The sequence below is a fragment of the Butyricicoccus porcorum genome (genome assembly GCF_002157465.1).
Taxonomy (GTDB): domain Bacteria; phylum Bacillota; class Clostridia; order Oscillospirales; family Butyricicoccaceae; genus Butyricicoccus_A; species Butyricicoccus_A porcorum.
In genome coordinates this window covers 105,229-122,954 of the sequence record NZ_NHOC01000008.1, presented here as the reverse complement: position 1 = coordinate 122,954, position 17,726 = coordinate 105,229, and the positions used below count along the sequence as shown (strand labels likewise).

13 protein-coding genes, 8 tRNA genes, 2 rRNA genes and 1 pseudogene are annotated in these 17,726 nt (G+C 44.4%); 19 read left to right on the top strand and 5 right to left on the bottom strand.

The window, feature by feature from the left end; all coding sequences use genetic code 11:
* The first annotated feature begins 108 nt into the window (after positions 1-108).
* The 10 genes from CBW42_RS10220 to CBW42_RS10175 all read left to right on the top strand — a co-directional run bounded on the left by CBW42_RS10220 (position 109) and on the right by CBW42_RS10175 (position 4,324).
* Positions 109-185, top strand: a tRNA-Ile gene (locus tag CBW42_RS10220).
* A gap of 255 nt (positions 186-440) precedes the next feature.
* A 23S ribosomal RNA gene (locus tag CBW42_RS10215) occupies positions 441-3,278 on the top strand.
* A gap of 104 nt (positions 3,279-3,382) precedes the next feature.
* Positions 3,383-3,458, top strand: a tRNA-Lys gene (locus CBW42_RS10210).
* Positions 3,459-3,496: 38 nt separating this feature from the next.
* A tRNA-Glu gene (locus tag CBW42_RS10205) sits at positions 3,497-3,571 on the top strand.
* A 67-nt stretch (positions 3,572-3,638) separates the two neighbouring features.
* A 5S ribosomal RNA gene (gene rrf, locus CBW42_RS10200) occupies positions 3,639-3,755 on the top strand.
* Positions 3,756-3,791: 36 nt separating this feature from the next.
* Positions 3,792-3,867: transfer RNA gene (locus CBW42_RS10195), tRNA-Asn, on the top strand.
* Between the two features lie 70 nt (positions 3,868-3,937).
* Positions 3,938-4,014 (top strand) — tRNA-Ile (locus CBW42_RS10190).
* Positions 4,015-4,089: 75 nt separating this feature from the next.
* A tRNA-Trp gene (locus tag CBW42_RS10185) sits at positions 4,090-4,165 on the top strand.
* Between the two features lie 4 nt (positions 4,166-4,169).
* Positions 4,170-4,246: transfer RNA gene (locus tag CBW42_RS10180), tRNA-Asp, on the top strand.
* A gap of 2 nt (positions 4,247-4,248) precedes the next feature.
* A tRNA-Thr gene (locus tag CBW42_RS10175) sits at positions 4,249-4,324 on the top strand.
* A 122-nt stretch (positions 4,325-4,446) separates the two neighbouring features.
* Here the strand turns inward: CBW42_RS10175 and CBW42_RS10170 are convergent.
* The 3 genes from CBW42_RS10170 to CBW42_RS10160 all read right to left on the bottom strand — a co-directional run bounded on the left by CBW42_RS10170 (position 4,447) and on the right by CBW42_RS10160 (position 6,853).
* On the bottom strand, positions 4,447-4,923 hold the full coding sequence (locus CBW42_RS10170) for a tyrosine-type recombinase/integrase (RefSeq protein ID WP_087020898.1): 477 nt from the start codon (positions 4,921-4,923) through the stop codon (positions 4,447-4,449).
* A gap of 120 nt (positions 4,924-5,043) precedes the next feature.
* On the bottom strand, positions 5,044-5,910 hold the full coding sequence (locus CBW42_RS10165) for a hypothetical protein (RefSeq protein ID WP_087020894.1): 867 nt from the start codon (positions 5,908-5,910) through the stop codon (positions 5,044-5,046).
* 598 nt (positions 5,911-6,508) lie between these two features.
* The gene (locus tag CBW42_RS10160; RefSeq protein WP_087020891.1) at positions 6,509-6,853 is read right to left on the bottom strand and encodes a hypothetical protein; all 345 of its coding nucleotides are present in this window, start codon (positions 6,851-6,853) and stop codon (positions 6,509-6,511) included.
* A 205-nt stretch (positions 6,854-7,058) separates the two neighbouring features.
* On the opposite strand from CBW42_RS10160, the gene CBW42_RS10155 reads away from it, so the two are divergent.
* The 7 genes and pseudogenes from CBW42_RS10155 to CBW42_RS15005 form a co-directional block, all read left to right on the top strand.
* Complete coding sequence (locus tag CBW42_RS10155; protein WP_133058295.1) at positions 7,059-7,766, top strand: LytR/AlgR family response regulator transcription factor; 708 nt, start codon at positions 7,059-7,061, stop codon at positions 7,764-7,766.
* On the top strand, positions 7,763-9,100 hold the full coding sequence (locus tag CBW42_RS10150; RefSeq protein WP_087020886.1) for a sensor histidine kinase: 1,338 nt from the start codon (positions 7,763-7,765) through the stop codon (positions 9,098-9,100). Before CBW42_RS10155 ends, CBW42_RS10150 begins: the two co-directional genes overlap by 4 nt.
* Before the next feature lie 72 nt (positions 9,101-9,172).
* Positions 9,173-9,778: an accessory gene regulator B family protein gene (locus CBW42_RS10145; RefSeq protein ID WP_087020883.1), complete on the top strand. Its 606-nt coding sequence runs from the start codon at positions 9,173-9,175 to the stop codon at positions 9,776-9,778.
* 1 nt (position 9,779) lies between these two features.
* Positions 9,780-9,878 carry a cyclic lactone autoinducer peptide gene (locus CBW42_RS15395; protein WP_407922964.1) on the top strand — a complete coding sequence of 33 codons (99 nt, stop codon included), beginning with the start codon at positions 9,780-9,782 and terminating at the stop codon, positions 9,876-9,878.
* 39 nt (positions 9,879-9,917) lie between these two features.
* Positions 9,918-10,268, top strand: coding sequence for a hypothetical protein (locus tag CBW42_RS14475; RefSeq protein WP_133058293.1), 351 nt, complete (start codon positions 9,918-9,920; stop codon positions 10,266-10,268).
* 240 nt (positions 10,269-10,508) lie between these two features.
* Complete coding sequence (locus CBW42_RS10135) at positions 10,509-11,897, top strand: M1 aminopeptidase family protein (protein WP_087020877.1); 1,389 nt, start codon at positions 10,509-10,511, stop codon at positions 11,895-11,897.
* Between the two features lie 186 nt (positions 11,898-12,083).
* Positions 12,084-12,266: pseudogene (locus CBW42_RS15005) on the top strand (transposase); the annotation flags it as partial.
* Positions 12,267-12,616: 350 nt separating this feature from the next.
* On the opposite strand, the gene CBW42_RS10130 reads toward CBW42_RS15005, so the two are convergent.
* Positions 12,617-13,771 carry an IS3 family transposase gene (locus CBW42_RS10130; RefSeq protein ID WP_087018122.1) on the bottom strand — a complete coding sequence of 385 codons (1,155 nt, stop codon included), beginning with the start codon at positions 13,769-13,771 and terminating at the stop codon, positions 12,617-12,619.
* Between the two features lie 70 nt (positions 13,772-13,841).
* Positions 13,842-14,933: an IS1182 family transposase gene (locus CBW42_RS10125; RefSeq protein WP_087020874.1), complete on the bottom strand. Its 1,092-nt coding sequence runs from the start codon at positions 14,931-14,933 to the stop codon at positions 13,842-13,844.
* Positions 14,934-15,308: 375 nt separating this feature from the next.
* On the opposite strand from CBW42_RS10125, the gene cas5c reads away from it, so the two are divergent.
* Together cas5c and cas8c are read left to right on the top strand one after the other, a co-directional pair.
* Positions 15,309-15,971: a type I-C CRISPR-associated protein Cas5c gene (cas5c, locus tag CBW42_RS10120; protein WP_087020871.1), complete on the top strand. Its 663-nt coding sequence runs from the start codon at positions 15,309-15,311 to the stop codon at positions 15,969-15,971.
* Positions 15,968-17,725: a type I-C CRISPR-associated protein Cas8c/Csd1 gene (gene cas8c / locus CBW42_RS10115; protein WP_087020869.1), complete on the top strand. Its 1,758-nt coding sequence runs from the start codon at positions 15,968-15,970 to the stop codon at positions 17,723-17,725. The genes cas5c and cas8c overlap by 4 nt, the downstream gene beginning before the upstream one ends.
* Position 17,726 lies beyond the last annotated feature (1 nt).

Sequence of the window (17,726 nt, the reverse complement as noted above, 5' to 3'; positions counted from 1 at the left end):
CAGGAGTTCGATTCTCCTCATCTCCACCACTTACTTTTCTTTTTATAGAAGAAGAAAGGTAAGCAAAAGAAGAACAATTCTTTTGCTGATATTGATTTCCTTTCATATGGGCTTATAGCTCAGGTGGTTAGAGCGCACGCCTGATAAGCGTGAGGTCGATGGTTCGAGTCCATTTAAGCCCACCACTAACATCCCAAAGGATGTTAAACTCTGCACCTTGAAAACTGAACAGCGAGAAAACGACAAAGCAACAATAGAAATTAAAATTGTTATTCTGGAAATTGCGAAAAGCAAACTGAAATAAAAGGTTTAACGATCCAATTGTGGCGAAAGTACGAAAGTACTACTACAAATTAGCTATAACAAAAGATAACCGAGATTACTCACAATCTTAAGTTACTAAAATAATTCCTGATCTGACCGGATCAGGTCTTACAGCTGGTCAAGCTGTAAAGGGCGCAAGGGGAATGCCTTGGCACCAGGAGCCGATGAAGGACGTGACAAGCTGCGATAAGCTTGGGGGAGCTGCAAATAAGCATTGATCCCAAGATTTCCGAATGGGGAAACCCGCATGAGAGAAGCTCATGCAGCTCATACTGAATCAAATAGGTATGAGTGGGGAACCGCCTGAACTGAAACATCTAAGTAGGGCGAGGAAGAGACATCAACAGAGATTCSGCTAGTAGTGGCGAGCGAACGCGGAAGAGGCCAAACCTGAGKRGCAATATCTCAGGGGTTCGGACTGCAATATGTAGTGTGAAAGATAGCTGAACGCTTTGGGAAGAGCGGCGAAACAGGGTGACAGCCCCGTAAGCGACATCGGAAGCACGCTAGCAGTATCCAGAGTACCACAGGACACGAGGAACCCTGTGGGAAGACGGGTGGACCATCATCCAAGCCTAAATACTACCTGGTGACCGATAGCGAAGCAGTACCGTGAGGGAAAGGTGAAAAGGACCCSGGGAGGGGAGTGAAAGAGAACCTGAAACCTTGTGCCTACAAGCACCGAGAGCACGTTCATGTGTGATCGGGTACTTTTTGTAGAACGGTCCGGCGAGTTAATGTATGTAGCAAGGTTAAGTGACTGGAGTCACGGAGCCGCAGCGAGAGCGAGTCTGAACAGGGCGAATTAGTTACATGTATTAGACCCGAAACCGGGTGACCTATCCATGAGCAGGCTGAAGTTGCGGTAAGACGCAATGGAGGGCCGCACCCACGTCCGTTGAAAAGGCCGGGGATGACTTGTGGATAGCGGAGAAATTCBAATCGAACTCGGATATAGCTGGTTCTCCCGAAATAGCTTTAGGGCTAGCGTTATGATAGATTACCGGAGGTAGAGCACTGAATGGGCTAGGGGCCGCGAGGTTACTGAACCCTATCAAACTTCGAATGCCGGATAATTGGTTCATGGCAGTCAGACCATGTGAGATAAGTCGCATGGTCAAAAGGGAAACAGCCCAGATCCGCAGCTAAGGTCCCAAATGAATACTAAGTGGAAAATGATGTGAAATTGCTAAGACAACCAGGATGTTGGCTTAGAAGCAGCCACTCATTCAAAGAGTGCGTAATAGCTCACTGGTCGAGTGATTTTGCGCAGAAAATTTAACGGGGCTAAGTATTCAACCGAAGCTCGGGCAATGTTTGAAACATTGGGTAGGGGAGCGTCGTATGCGGGGTGAAGCGTGATCGGAAGGACATGTGGACTTCATACGAGTGAGAATGCCGGAATAAGTAGCGAGAATTATGTGAGAATCATAATGGCCGAAAATCTAAGGTTTCTTGGGGAAGGTTCGTCCGCCCAAGGTTAGTCGGGAGCTAAGGCGAGGCCTAACGGCGTAGTCGATGCACATACGGTTGATATTCCGTAACCACCGAAGATGTTAAGCTGAGGGACACTTTCATTAAGTCTGACCCGGGCGATGGTTGCCCCGGGCGTAAGGGACCGAAATATAGTAGGGAAGCAGATGGCGTGAGAGGCGAGAAAAGCTCAGTGTATTGTCCAGGTGCCCGTACCGCAAACCGACACAGGTAGATGGGATGAGTATTCTAAGGCCAACGGGAGAATGGTTGTTAAGGAACTCGGCAAATTGGCCCCGTAACTTCGGAATAAGGGGCGCCTCTGAGAAGAGGCCGCAGTGAAAAGGCCCAAGCGACTGTTTAGCAAAAACACAGCTCTCTGCTAAATCGAAAGATGACGTATAGGGGGTGACGCCTGCCCGGTGCTGGAAGGTTAAGAGGAGATGTTAGAGCAATCGAAGCATTGAATTTAAGCCCCAGTAAACGGCGGCCGTAACTATAACGGTCCTAAGGTAGCGAAATTCCTTGTCAGGTAAGTTCTGACCCGCACGAATGGCGTAACGATTTGGGCACTGTCTCAACAGCCAGCCCGGCGAAATTGTAGTACCGGTGAAGATGCCGGTTTCCCGCAACTAGACGGAAAGACCCCATGGAGCTTCACTGTAGCTTGATATTGGATTTCGATATTTCATGTACAGGATAGGTGGGAGGCTTGGAAGCAAGTGCGCCAGCATTTGTGGAGCCAACCTTGGGATACCACTCTTGGAATATTGGAATTCTAACCTGCGGCCATGAATCTGGTCGGGGGACACTGTCAGGTGGGCAGTTTGACTGGGCGGTCGCCTCCTAAAGAGTAACGGAGGCGCTCAAAGGTTCGTTCAGCACGGATGGAAATCGTGCAGTGAGTGTAAACGCAAAAACGAGCCTGACTGCGAGACTGACGGGTCGAGCAGGAACGAAAGTTGGAGTTAGTGATCCGGCGGTATGTGAATGGAAATGCCGTCGCTCAACGGATAAAAGCTACCCTGGGGATAACAGGCTGATCTCCCCCAAGAGTCCACATCGACGGGGAGGTTTGGCACCTCGATGTCGGCTCATCGCATCCTGGGGCTGAATTCGGTCCCAAGGGTTTGGCTGTTCGCCAATTAAAGCGGTACGCGAGCTGGGTTCAGAACGTCGTGAGACAGTTCGGTCCCTATCTGTTGCGGGCGTAGGAAATTTGAACGGAGCTGTCCTTAGTACGAGAGGACCGGGATGGACATACCTCTGGTGCACCAGTTGTTCTGCCAAGGGCATAGCTGGGTAGCTAAGTATGGACGAGATAAACGCTGAAGGCATCTAAGCGTGAAACTCCCCGTAAGATAAGATTTCCCATTCTTCGGAAGTAAGACCCCACGTAGACGATGTGGTTGATAGGTCAGGAGTGGAAGTACAGTAATGTATGCAGCGGACTGATACTAATAGGTCGAGGGCTTGACCTGAATTATGATTTGGGTAAACTCGGAAAAAGCTTCTGTCACGAGTATTGCTGTTCAGTTTTGAGGGCGCAGATAATGCAAAACTCACGAGAAAAAGTTGACGAAATGCACCATTAGCTCAGATGGTAGAGCAACTGACTCTTAATCAGTGGGTCCTGGGTTCGAGTCCCCGATGGTGTACCACTTCTTTCTGGACACCGATAAATACGGTGTGTGGAAATGGCCCGTTGGTCAAGCGGCTAAGACGACGGCCTCTCACGCCGTAAACGGGAGTTCGATTCTCCCACGGGTCACCAATTTTTTCTTGACATAACGCAGAGAATGTGTTATAGTAACAAAGGTCTTTTCTAAAAAGAAAAGGTAGTAGGTGTTTTTTGTGATGAGGGTACACCCGTTCCCATTCCGAACACGGTAGTTAAGCTCATTTACGCCGACAATACTTGGCTGGCGACGGCCCGGGAAGATAGGTCGATGCCTACACAAAAGCGGTCTGAGAAAATCAGATCGCTTCGATATTCCTCAATAGCTCAGTTGGTAGAGCATGCGGCTGTTAACCGCAGGGTCGTTGGTTCGAGTCCAACTTGAGGAGCCATTAAGATTGTTCGCCGTCATATAATAGAGTTATGTGACGGCGAAAATCATATACAGACCATTTTGATTATGGGCCTTTAGCTCAGTTGGTTAGAGCAACCGGCTCATAACCGGTCGGTCCCGGGTTCGAGTCCCCGAAGGCCCACCACTTATTTTTCTTTTATTGCAAAAGGGAAAGTGAGCAAAAGGAAGCGGTTGGCTGCAAAACTCGGCTTGCTTATACAGGGGTATAGCTCAGCTGGTAGAGCAGCGGTCTCCAAAACCGCGTGCCGAGGGTTCGATCCCTTCTGCCCCTGCCATTTTGGCCCAGTAGTTCAGTTGGTTAGAACGCTAGCCTGTCACGCTAGAGGTCGACGGTTCGAGCCCGTTCTGGGTCGCCAATGCTGCTATAGCTCAGTCGGTAGAGCGCATCCTTGGTAAGGATGAGGTCAGCAGTTCAAATCTGCTTAGCAGCTCCATTAAGAGCCTGATTTCGTACGAAATCAGGCTCTTTTCGTAACTTTTGGAGCAATTTGAATTGGAAAAAATGTTGATTTCAAACATTTTCAAACAAAGTAGGTTTGCAAGAATACTTGCAAGTTCATTTTGAACTTAATAACTGTGACATTTGAAGAAGCGGTTCAATAATTTCAGGAGAACTCTTTAGCAGCTGTATGAGCTGTTCCATGGATTCAGTCATGGGCGGCTCGTCAACTGCTTTTTCTTTTGCTTCAGTATGGAGAGGGGAGAAAAACTGGTCATTCATTTTCTTTGCCAGGCGCTTGCGGTCATCGTTCATGATATGTGAGTATACATCCGTGACCATATTCGCCTGTGCGTGCCCTGTATCGCCCTGTACAGCCTTGATATCGCCTCCGCTGATTTTCAGCTTCATACTCGTGCTGCTGTGGCGCAGAGAGTGAAATACGACAGGCTTCAGATTATGCTCTGTAATCAGTGCCTTGAACTTTTGGCAAATCTGATGCTCTTCAAAAGGTCTGCCGTTGGGCTGCGCGATTACGATATTGTAATCCTGATATTCAGGGCCAAGGTCAGACTTCATCATTTCCTGCAACATGAAAGAAAGGGCCGAACGAAATAAATATATATATTCAAGTTTGAAATTTTACAAAATTGGCGAATATAAGAAGTATAAAACGATAAAAAGTTGCATTATCGCTGTATCGAGGGCATAATCCTATATTCGCAGATAATGCCCAGCGACTACACTGATTCGATTGTGTCCCAAAGCCTGTGAGGCTTTCTTCATGGCAGTCCGGTCAAATTTTTCACCTTTCCGATCTCCGCGACAATAGTAAATTTCATGCCGTTCCAGGTGTTCCAGAGGACGTACATACTGTTTATAAATTTGTGTGGCATACTCTGCACGGTAACTGTGAACATCGGCAGCAGAGGGGATAGACGGAAACACCTTGTTTTTACCGGCATCACGGCATAGCTTGCAGACAAGCTCTATGTCGCCGATAACAGGCGCATAGCGTTCCCGGCCGCCTTTACTGCCGCTGGTGACATGGATGTAATAGGTACCGGATGGATCTTGATAAAGCGCAGTACCACGGAGCACTTTTAACTCCCCACGGCGGAGGCCGGTGGAGCGGCAGAATGCAACGAAGTCAGCATGTTTCTGTTCGCTGAAATGCCGGTCACGGGAAACCTCGTTCCTGCTCCGTTTAATATCCTTCCGGCAGCGGCTGGCAGTATTTATGTCAAGTTCTCCGGTGCGATATCCGTACAGTTTTGCCAGAGCACTGACTTCCAGCTTTTGTGTATATGGAGATAATGATTTACGCGTTTTCATCCATTCCTGCATATACGGATGACATTCTTCTAGGGTTTTACATCCATGTGTTTTGCTGCACCATTTCACAAAATAGCAGCAGTGCTTTAAGTAACTGCGATAGGTCTCCCAACTGTAAATATATTTATAAGTGATGTCAGCAGCCTTATGTGCGTTCTTTTTTCGTCCGATAGCAAGACGATCGTTTAATGTCATCTCGACTTGTCTGACGAGGGAACCTTTTTTGTTTTGATTGCAATGACCCATGATTGATTCCTTTCTCCAAGAGGGCATAGTATGCCCATATGGTGTAGCTCGATATGATCGTTCTGAACTGGTTGTTCCGAACGATTTTTCAGTTAAAGCAAAGCACACACTCTTATTTTGGCTGCACAAACAGCCCGATTGTTATGCACCAATCGTCCGATTTCAGCAAATTCCTGACCGCTGCAACCTTTTTAGGGAGCTGTCTAAGGAATACTGAAAGTTGTGATATTACCGTCATATCCGTTTACCCGTACATTTTCTGGTAGAAAATGTCGTGTAACCGTTCTGACGGCAACTACTTTCCTGCTTCTGTTTTCGCTGTGGAGATATCACGTTTCCACTTGCCCTGCAGAGGTGTAGCATCTCACAGCCTGATTTCGGTAGAAACATACCGTTGAGACCGTTTTTCTTTTTATGCGCTGCACAATACACGATTCAGCGCATAAAAACAGGAGGTCTACCCTGCATAGTAGCCTCCTGTTGTCGAATTCGATTGTAATATGGATGAACTTAATATTGAAATTTTAATATATATAGCAGTTCGGAAATGGACTATAATTTGATTATTTACCCCTAATTGAGGAGCAAAATGTTCGGATTAACTCTCTATATCGTTTTTTTCATGGATTAAGGTGCAGTTCTGCGCGATATAAGTCAACACGCCACTAAAGCCGCCCTCAATATGCAGCTCTTTTCCAAGCTGGACAAGGCGGTCATGATCCTCCGGTGCCATGGTGATGCTGTAGGTTTTCGTATTGCGGTAATGCTTTTGATTCGCGGGAATACGTGTATAGTTGTTAAGACGTGGATCAAGGCGATTGATAGCCCAGGTAAGCGCATCATAGGCTTTTTGGTTTGCGTCTTTGCGTTCTTGGGCTGTGGACTTATGCATGGCAGACTTTGCACGGGCACGTAAGCGATATAATTCATTGATAGCGTTCATGGAAGGAACCTCGTTGGTATGTTATTTTTTATAATGAAGTGTATCATAGTATAGGGGAAAACACACGTAAATTTTCTATGAACAGAAAGTGAGGTTAAAATACAAATATCATGGTAGATACGATTGAAGCGAAAGATTGTTGTTTCTTGTATTGTGTGATATAATAAAAAATAACTTGGTGTATTATAATGCAGGGACTATAGATATGAACTTTATTTTTTGTGATGATGATACTGCTTTTTTGGATACAATAACAGATTTAACTAGAAATGAACTGAGAAGGTATCCTATCGAGGTACAGATTATTACGTGTTCTTCAGGAGAGCAACTACTCAGTCAGATGGAAAATACAGAACCGGATGCGATATTTTTAGATATAGATATGCCGGAAATGACAGGATTTCATGTTGCAGAGAAACTGGAGAAAATGCCGGGTTCATCCATTATTATATTTGTTTCCAGCAAAGATCATCTTGTTTTCGAGTCATTTTCTTATCATCCATTTTGGTTTTTACGAAAGTCGGATTTATCTCAACTATCTATCGTGGTTGAAAAAATACTGGCATATGTCCGAAATACGAAGTATATATTTGACTTTGAAATACATAAACAACATATTTCTATATTCTTAAAAGATATTCGATATTTTGAAAATCATAATCATTATGTAACTGTCCATACAACATCTAAGTCGTATAAATATAAAGCATCTATTGGTGAAATTTCCAAAGAATTGTCTGCCTTTTATTTTGCGCGTCCACATGTTGGATTTTTGGTAAATTGTCAATATATCGCAATCATCAGTCAGAGTGAGTTGAAACTCCTATCGGGAGAAACGATTCCAATCGCACGAAATAGATTAAAAGATGTGCAGAAAAAGTTTATCGAATATACGCGGAGTGTACATGTATGAATATTGCATGGGAATTATTTATTAATCTACTTGAAGTTGCAATTATCTATGATTTTTTGATTCGATATTTGGGATATCGAACGGAGAAAAAAGGAAAATATGTGGAAACGATATTTTGGGGTATGATATCATTTGCTGCCATTACAATTCCGTCCATATTAGTTCCTTTAGAAGTCGTTAGTACATTGCTCTCTATTTGTATAAACTATATTTTTTGTATACGGATGCTGAATGGAAAAAGGCAGGAAAAAGCATTTCTTTCCGTGTTCGTTATGGCATTGGTTGCAATTGCGGCGGTTATTGGGTTGTCGTTATTTGGAAGATTCAGCGGAGCAAATGCTTCTGAACTCATTGGCACATTCTCGCTATACCGAATAGCAGCTACGATTTTTGCAAAGATTTTACTGATCTGGTTTACCCGGATTGCCCTCCGATGCAAGACAAAAGCGAACTTGACGCTTGCAGATTTTCTCCTTTTGTTTTTCATACCGCTTTTTTCTATTATTGCGATCTTTATGCTCTGGATGATTGCATTTCGTGATTCCAGGATGGAGAGAATGGTATTCTTCCTGACTGCAATAATCGCCTTAATGGATATCTTAGTGTATATTCTGTTTCGACGAATCAGTGCAGATAATCAGGTAAAGCAAGACTATGCCTTGTTAAAGCTGCAATATGATTGTGTCAGGAATACGAGCCGGGAGACACAGCATATTTATGAAGAAATGCAAAGTGTGCGCCACGATTTAAAAAATCATTTGTACTGTATTGATCGTTTAGCAGCAGAGCAAAAATGCAATGAGATCCAACAATATGTACAAAATTTACTTGAAGAACAAAAAAAAGAATCTTATACGATTGTTTTTACAGGAAATGATATTTTAGACGCAATTTTGAACACGAAAATATCTATAGCCGAACAGCGGGGGATTCGTTGTTCTATATTGATTACGCATCCGCAGCTGCCGATTTCCCAGAGCGATATTTGCGTATTATTTGGGAATCTATTGGATAATGCAATAGAGGCTGCGATAAAAACGGAAGAAAAAACAATTGATATTCAGATTGTAAAACAAGGGGAATATGCATATATATGCGTTCAAAATACAATTAGTGCGTCGATTTTATCGCACAATCCTGAATTACAAACTTCTAAGAGGGACAAAAATTGTCATGGCTTTGGCGTGCAAAATATAAAAAGAATTGTAGATACATATCATGGTGTAATTATGTTTGATGAGAAAGAAGGCAAGTTTATTTGCGATATATTGATCCCCTTGCATACCAATCTCGAACGAAAAACGACCAAACTCGAACAGGAGCTTGAATTTTAATAAACAAGCAGTTATCTTATAGGAAAGTAATCTTATGTGAAAAGAGGATCACCGCAGAGGAGGAATCTTAGCATGAGGATTGCCAATAAGGTAACTGCTTATTTTATTGATCGGAAAATAATAGCAACGGAGAAACGGAATATTTTTGAATACGGATTTGAATTGATTTTTGCAGATAGTATCAATTTTGCCATTATTCTTCTGACAAGCGCATGGTTCCATGCTCTTGATGTAGGGCTTGTATATCTGCTTTGTTTCGTATCAACAAGAATATTCTGCGGCGGATTTCATGCAGATACGCACATCATGTGCGGGATATCAATGTTTGCAATGTTTTGTTGTTTTATGGCGGTGTATCATGCACTGAATATTACGCAAACGTACATCATTTTTTCAGGATTGGTTATTGCATGGATTCCGATTATTGGATACGCTCCCGTTATTCATGAGAATAAACCATTGTCGCGCCAATATCGAAAGAGGAATCGGCGAAAGGCACTCGTAATTTGCGGTATATGGACACTTATTTCAGTTGTATTTATACTTTCAGGGATTCAACTGGGGGTTGCAATTGCTGTGACGATCTGGATTGTCTCTATAGGTATTATATGTGGAAAAGCAAAGTCGGCATGGAAAGAAGGAAAAGACGGTGAATGGTCTGAATTTGATTCTGTCTAAGATGGCAGAACTGGTGATGTTTGCAGCAACATCATCGGCAGGGACGGCGTCTTGCTTTGGCGCGTATCAGCCAGATGCTCCGAAGGAACTGAAGAGGTAAGAAGAAACATGTTACGGAACGAAAAGAAGATGAATTCTAATGAAGAAAAAGTGGATTGGGATTATTGCAAGTATCCTGACGGTATGCATGTTGACGATGGGAGCTTTTGCAGCTACCACAACCGTTACCATTTCCAAGGGACAAGGGTCGAAATTATCTTCGAAGCTTTCTGGGCACGGAGCTAACTTTTCTGCGGCAAATTATTCAAGCTCTACGGAAATCATGCAGGCATATGGAATGGCAGGACGAGCGATAAAATGGAGTCCATCCATACAAATTGGAAAAAAAGCGAGTGGAAGTTGGTCTGATAGTCAGAACACGTATTCTTTCCAGATGCAGTTGGTGGGAAGCTATGGCTGCAATGGCAGCGGCACGATGACAGTTAGTTAAATCATCGCTACAGAACTTATAGAGAACAATAGAACAGATGTTACATCACACGGATTCCGCTGGTTACCAGTGGAATCCGCTCTATATATAACTCTATATAAATAAAAACTTTGAAAAAGTTCTTGAAAATATGTTACGTTTTGCATTGGATATAGAACAAATATAATAGAAAGGCGGATTATTGAAGCCGTAGAAACTTTTTATTCATGATCGAACGATATTTTGAGAGGGGGATTGCATATGAAAAACATCCTGACAAAAGAAATGATACGCAGAAAATCATTTTGTATATTTTGTATGATTTCCATTTTATTGCCTTTGACATATCAAATATATCTTAATATGGGAAATCAGTCTGGGATGGCAACACTGTATTGGCTCTGCCGCTATTGGTTTTATTTGTGTGCGGTATTGACGGTAGCAGTGTATATCTGTCTATCAAGTTCGTTATTAGAAGATGTCGATGAAACGATTGCGGGTTGTAGAGGAAGCGGATATTATCAGAGAAAAGGTCTGGGACGTTTTTTGGTGGTTTTTATTCTGAGCCAGGCGATTGTTTTTCTGATGATGGAATTTGTCGCTGTTCGCAATGATGCAACCGGCTATGCGTTGCCTATGCTGCCAAAAATGTTTCTGTGCAATTTATTGCTTCCGTTGCTCATTTGTCTTTTGGTGGGGTGCGTACTTGCACAATGGCAGAATCAGCATCATTCAGCCATTGCGTTGATCGTCTTTTTGGTTATGTCCAGCCCTCTGACAGAAATGATGCTTGGAAATAAAGAACATACTAATTCATGGGGAAATCGACTCAGTTATATATTACGGCATATCTTTGCGATATTTTACGAAGAAGCGAATTGGTGGCCCAATGAACAAGTGGGGCTACAAACGGAATGGACGCGCTTTGCCGTTCAGTTCTTCTGGATTTTGCTCTGTCTTGGTATGCTCTGTTCGATAAAAAAGCGGAAACTGTGCATATCTGGATGTTTGCTGCTGGCATGCAGTGTTGCGTGTCTGGTCTATGCCCAATTGCCAGCCAGCACATATCGCCATTATAATAGCAATACAGATTTTTACCTCTATAAAGAGCAGGCAAACGGTTTGCAGGAAGCGGCGGATATCGGCTATACGATTCAAGATTACGATTTGAAGTTGGACTTTGGTCGACAGTTGAAGGTTGAGGGAACACTTGTAATAGAGGCGGAAAAACCAATGGATGCGTTCGTTTTTACGCTCTACCGCGGCTATAAATTAAAGAGCCTGGAGAGTACACAACCGATCACATGGTCTTTGCAGGATGATCTTGTCACTATCCATACGGAAAAACCAACGGAACAATTGTCAATTACACTGCAATATCAGGGGTATAATAACTTGTTTTACAGCAACATGGACGGAGCAATGCTGCCCGGCTGGTTTCCATGGTATCCGATGGCAGGTGAAAAACAGATTTACTTAAATTTTGAAACTTGGAACTCCGAATATAATACATATAATAGAATTGAACCGGCACATATCCGGCTGGACGTTCAGGCGCCGTTTACACTGGTCAGTAATTTGGCGCAGACATCGGAACGGGTATATGAAGGCGAAAGCGACAGCATTTGTGTGGCCATGTCTGTTCTCTAACCCGGCTTTTTTGCGCTCATACCAGCGGTAAAGCGTAGACTCGCTCGGGTATCCTAACCGACGGATTACAGCAGCTATTGATCCCAGCCGCTCGTATTCTCTTAGTGCGATTTCTTCCTGCTCTTTTGTATACATTCAGTTCCCTCCTTTTGGAGTCCAACTTTTTGTCCGCAGACCCCTCCCTGCCAAGAAAAGCATGGCATGCGCTATACACAATATCGAGGCTTGGCTCAAGTTACCAACTGGGTGAAGCTTAAATTTGCTGCCATGAATCTGAAAAAGCTGGCTATGTGGAAGTGGAAGATCCATTTCCCTATTCCAGTTTTCCGGCTTTTTCCATATATGTGCCAAAACCCGGCTCTCGCTTAATGCGCAGCCGGGTTCTTCGACAGGCTCAAACGCCTGATTTCATCAAAATCAGGCGTTTATATGGAGCTGCTAAGCAGATTTGAACTGCTGACCTCATCCTTACCAATTGGCTAAAGTTGCTGTTATCGGGTGTTTGCTCCTGTTATCCTGTCCTTTCCTGTTGAAAAAGTTCAGGATTTATACGTTTTTTGTTTGAAATGCATCTCGTTTCGTACCTGCTGATATCGGCTGGTTTATAGTGGCTCAGTTGTCAAGACAAAAATCTAAGATTTTTATAATGAACTGATATAGTGGACAAGTTACAAGGAACATGTGGAGAACAGTGGAGCACTCCCCAGATTCAATATATGCTAAGCTACATATGGCATCAACATTGCCGGATAGTAGCATTCAGCCGGTGTTTGGTAATCAAGTGCAGAATGGCGCCGCTCAAAGTTGTAGATGTGGATATACTGTCCGATAGCAGCTCTTGCTTCCCTGATGTTGTTGTACTGTGTCAGATAGGCTTCCTCATACTTGAAGCTGCGGAACCAGCGTTCAATCATGATGTTGTCTGCCCAGCGACTTTTTCCATCCATACTCTGACGGATGCCGTTTTCCTTTACAAAGTCAATGTATTGCTGACTTGTAAACTGACAACCCTGATCTGAATTCAGGATTTGAGGTTTTGCCACTTTGAAAGCTTTTTTCAGGGCACTGATAACCATTCTGGTATCAAGTGTGTCATCCACTTCCCAGCCGACAATACAACGGCTATACCAGTCGATCACGGCTGTCAGATACAGAAATCCGCGCTTGATCGGGATATATGTAATGTCAATAGACCATGCTTGATTTGGCTTGTCTATGACCGCATTACGAAGAAGATATGGACATACTTTCGCCTGCTGCATTCGCTTGGAAAGATTCACCTTTGGATAGATCGGGTAAATATCCATCTCATTCATGTAGCGTCTTGCCTTGCGGCGCCCAACCTGGTAACCACGGGCTTTTAACTGTGCAGACATTTGTCTTGCGCCCCAAGTGGGATTATCTGTATGGAGATGATCAATGATCTCTTTGCAGGCCAGTTCCTCATCTGAAATAGGGGTGCCCGTGTAATAAATGCTTGTACGGTTGATGTCAAGCAACCTGGCACCAACGGAAGCCGGAATTTCCTTAGTCGTCAAAAGGTTTTGGACTAAACTTACTCTCGTAGTCAGGTCCACAAATTTCTTCAGATTTTTTTTGAGCCAGTCAACCTGCATGGTTAACTGACCAACCTTTTTGGCATACTCCGCTTTCTCTTTTCGCTCTTCGGCAAGCTTTTCTTTGAGGTTTTCCTCGCGCTTGTCGTCGAACACAACCGAAGCATTGTTCAGGAACTCCTTTTTCCAGTTACGGAGCAGATTTGGTTGGATGCTATTTTCAGCTGCCAGGGTATTGAGATCTTTCTCACCCTTAAGCAGCTCAATTACAAGGTTTGATTTGAATTTGGCACTAAAACTTCTTCTCTGTCTGGACATGATAATGGCTCCTTTCTTACATACTGGTTTAAGTATATCAGATTCATTAAAATCTGTCCGAAAAAGTGTCTTAATTTATGAGACCATTATACTCTCTGGTCGGACAATGTTCGCAGACGTATGACCTGCTCTTATATTCACGATATCCATCTTTGTTCGTTGTTGCATAATGAAGTGTTTTATACTCCGGACAGATTACACAATCATAATACTCATCATAAACATATTTCCACCATTCATGACCGCCTTTCTTTGTCATTGGACGTTTATATGCTGTAGATAATACTCTTCCACTCTCAAAAATACGTTTACAAATCGAAGGAGTTTTGTAGGCGCTGTCTGCTACTATCGTTTTATGTTCTGGGTAATGTTCGCAAAGCTGGTCATATAACGGGTCAAATGCTACACTGTCATGTACATTTCCTGCTGTTACTTCTACGTCGAGAATAAAATTATGCTTGTCACAGGCTGTATGCGCTTCGTAGGCAAAACACTTCTTGTGTTCACCTTTATGGAATACGCCGGCATCCGGATCCGTTGTCGAAACTGTTATTTCTTTCTCCTTTGGCGGTGTTGAATCGTCATCATCATCGAATGGCTTTTTGTCGTGTTCTTCGCGATCTCTGTTAATTTCTTCCCGCAGCTCCTTTGCATATCGTTTTGCTTCAACTGGAACAGCTTTTCGTGCTTTTTTCTTCATGTTTGCACTTGCTTTGATATGTGTCCCATCGATAAAAATTGCACTCGTATCCAGAAATCCTTCCTTTGCTGCTGTGTTCAATATCCACCGAAATATATATTCTACAGTTGCTGTTGTAAAACGATGCTTAAAATTATAGCTTACTGTTGAAAAATGCGGCACCTGTTCATTCAATGGATAACCGATAAACCACCTGTATGCAACATTCATATTCACTTCTTCCAGCGTCCGCCGGAGCGATGGTATCCCATATATGTGCTGTATCATTACAATCTTAAACAATACTACCGGATCGATACTTGGCCTGCCGTTGTCCTTGCAGTACAAATCATCTACAAATTCATAAATTTGTTTGAAATCTACTGCTGCATCTATTTTCCTCAGTAGATGATCCTCGGGCACTAACATATCCAGACTTACAATCTCTACTGCCTCTCTGTTTTCCTTCCCTTTTACTATCATTTTATCACCTGTCTTTCTTATCTTTATTATAACAGAAAAAGCCGCCTTTCGGCGACTTTTTCGACAGGCTGATAACTCTTCATAAAGTTCGATCAGACGATATTTGAAAATGCTGAGAGCCTGTTCTTGCTTTGGACTAAAAAATGTGATATGATATAAACAGCAGGAACTGTCAGAAAAACATATCAGTATAACGGCAGATGGGAGAATAACAGCGGAAATTTATCAAAAAAAGCTGAATCTCGGCCAAATGCATTCGGCGCTGGCAGTATTCTGATAAGAAGAGAGACTGCTGATTATGAACTGCGAGATGCACCGCTGCCTGCTGTAAGCAAATGGAATCATTTGAACATCTGTCTTGAGAGGAGAGATGATATGGCCATACGATTGGAGGTATGGGGGGAGTATGCGCTGTTTACGCGGCCGGAGATGAAGACGGAACGTGTGTCCTATGACATCATAACTCCTTCGGCGGCGAGAGGGGTGTTGGAAAGTATTTACTGGCATCCGGGTATGCGTTGGTCCATTGATCGCATTCATGTCTGTGCACCGATCCGTTTTATGAATCTGCGGCGCAATGAAGTAAAATCGGTCATCAGCGCACGATCTGCGCGCACAGTAATGGAACGCGGTACAGGAGAGCTATATCTGTCCACATCGAACGACATTCAGCAGAGAGCAGCGATGCTTCTGACCGATGTGCGTTATGTAATCGAAGCGCATTTTGATATGACAGAGCGCGCGGCTCCCGGAGATAATCCCGGTAAATTTCAGGATATTATCAAGCGGCGCATCCGGCGTGGACAGTGCTACAGCCAGCCGTATTTTGGCTGTCGTGAATTTGCTGCACAGTTCCGCGAATGTGACCACATCCCGCGCTGCCCCGAGGAGTTGAAGGGCGAACGGGATCTTGGATATATGTTATATGATCTGGACTATTCCGATCCGCAGGATATTCGCCCGCTGTTTTTCCGTGCAAAGCTGTGCAATGGTATCCTGAATGTTCCCTCTCGTGACAGTGAGGAGGTGAAGGGATGATCTTACAGGCGCTGGTTCAGCATTACGAAGACTTGGCGGCATGCGGAAAAGTAGCAAAACCGGGTTGGGGCCTGGCAAAGGTGTCGTATGCTCTGTATTTAAACGATCAGGGAGAGGTCGTCCGTATTGTCTCGGTCAAAACGGAACAGCAGCGGGGTAAGAAAATGATTTGGGCGCCACAGGAAATGGTTGTCCCGGCGCCAGTCAAGCGCAGCAGTGGTGTGCTGGCCAATTTCCTGTGCGACAATTCCAGTTATATTCTGGGTGTGGACAGCAAGGGAAAACCGAAACGAGCGCGGGAATGTCTGGAGGCCTGCCGCGAGCTGCACGAAAACATCCTTTCCGATGTCGGACATCCGGCGGCACAGGCTGTTCTGGCGTTTTTCCGAAGCTGGGATCCGGAGCAGCTACAAACACATCCGGCATTTCAGGCTGTACAGGAGGAAATGGATGATATTCTTGGAAACGCCAATTTTGTATTTCGGTATGATGGGGAATATGTACATGAAATAGAAGAAATTCGGCGCGCATGGCAGGCGTATTCGACGGCGGACGATGATGCACAGCTGCGAATCTGCCTGGTTACAGGGCAGTTTGCACCGGCAGCACAGCTGCATCCGGCCATTAAGGGAATCAAAGACGCACAGTCCAGTGGCGCTTCACTGGTATCGTTCAATGCACCTGCGTTTTGTTCCTATGGGCGGGAGCAGGGCATGAATGCGCCGACCAGCCAATATGCCGCGTTTGCCTATGGCACAGCGCTCAGCCATCTGATTGCGGACCGCGAACATATCAATTATATTGGAGATACTGCGGTACTCTGCTGGGTACAGGGCGGTGAGCCGGAATATCAGGATGTGTTCGGCGGCTTTCTGTTTGGTGACGAAAACAACGCGTATCATGCAGAAGATTATCATCAGATGGCACACGATCTGGCAACTGGTAGGCCGTTTGATTTTCATGAAAGCCGAATTGATCCGGAACGTCCATTTTATGTGCTCGGCATTGCGCCAAATGCGGCGCGGCTGTCGGTACGTTTTTTTCTGCGCAGTACGTTCGGGGATATGATCCGCAATATTCTGGCACATCAGAAGCGGCTGGAAATCATCCGACCGAGTTATGATCAGAACGAAACGCTGTCCTTGTGGCGGGTGCTGAATGAAACTGTCAACCAGAATGCGCAAAAGAAAACGGCGTCTCCGGTACTGGCCGGTGAACTGCTGCGTGCGATTCTGACCAATACACCGTATCCTGCAACGCTGCTGAACGGCGTCACGTTGCGTATCCGCGCAGAGCATGAAATCACACGCGGGCGAGCTGCTATCATCAAGGCATATTATCTGAATCAGAGAAATCCGAATCCTGATGTCCCAAAGGAGGTTTTAACTGTGTCCCTCAATCCTGACAGCAACAATGTGTATTATAATCTCGGAAGATTGTTTTCCGTGCTGGAGGATATCCAGTCTAAAGCAAATCCCGGTATCAATGCAACCATTCGTGACCGATATTTTAATGCGGCTTCGGCTACGCCGGCGCATGTCTTTCCGATTCTGCTCAATCTGGCGCAGAAGCATTTGAAAAAGCTGAATGAGGGTCAGCGCGTGTATTATGGAAAACAGCTGGGCTCGATTACAGACAAGCTCGGGGAGGAATATCCGAATCGGTTGACGCTGCCGCAGCAGGGCTCGTTCCAGCTTGGTTATTATCATCAGACACAGGAACGCTATCAGAAAAACAGCAAGGAGGACATGTGAT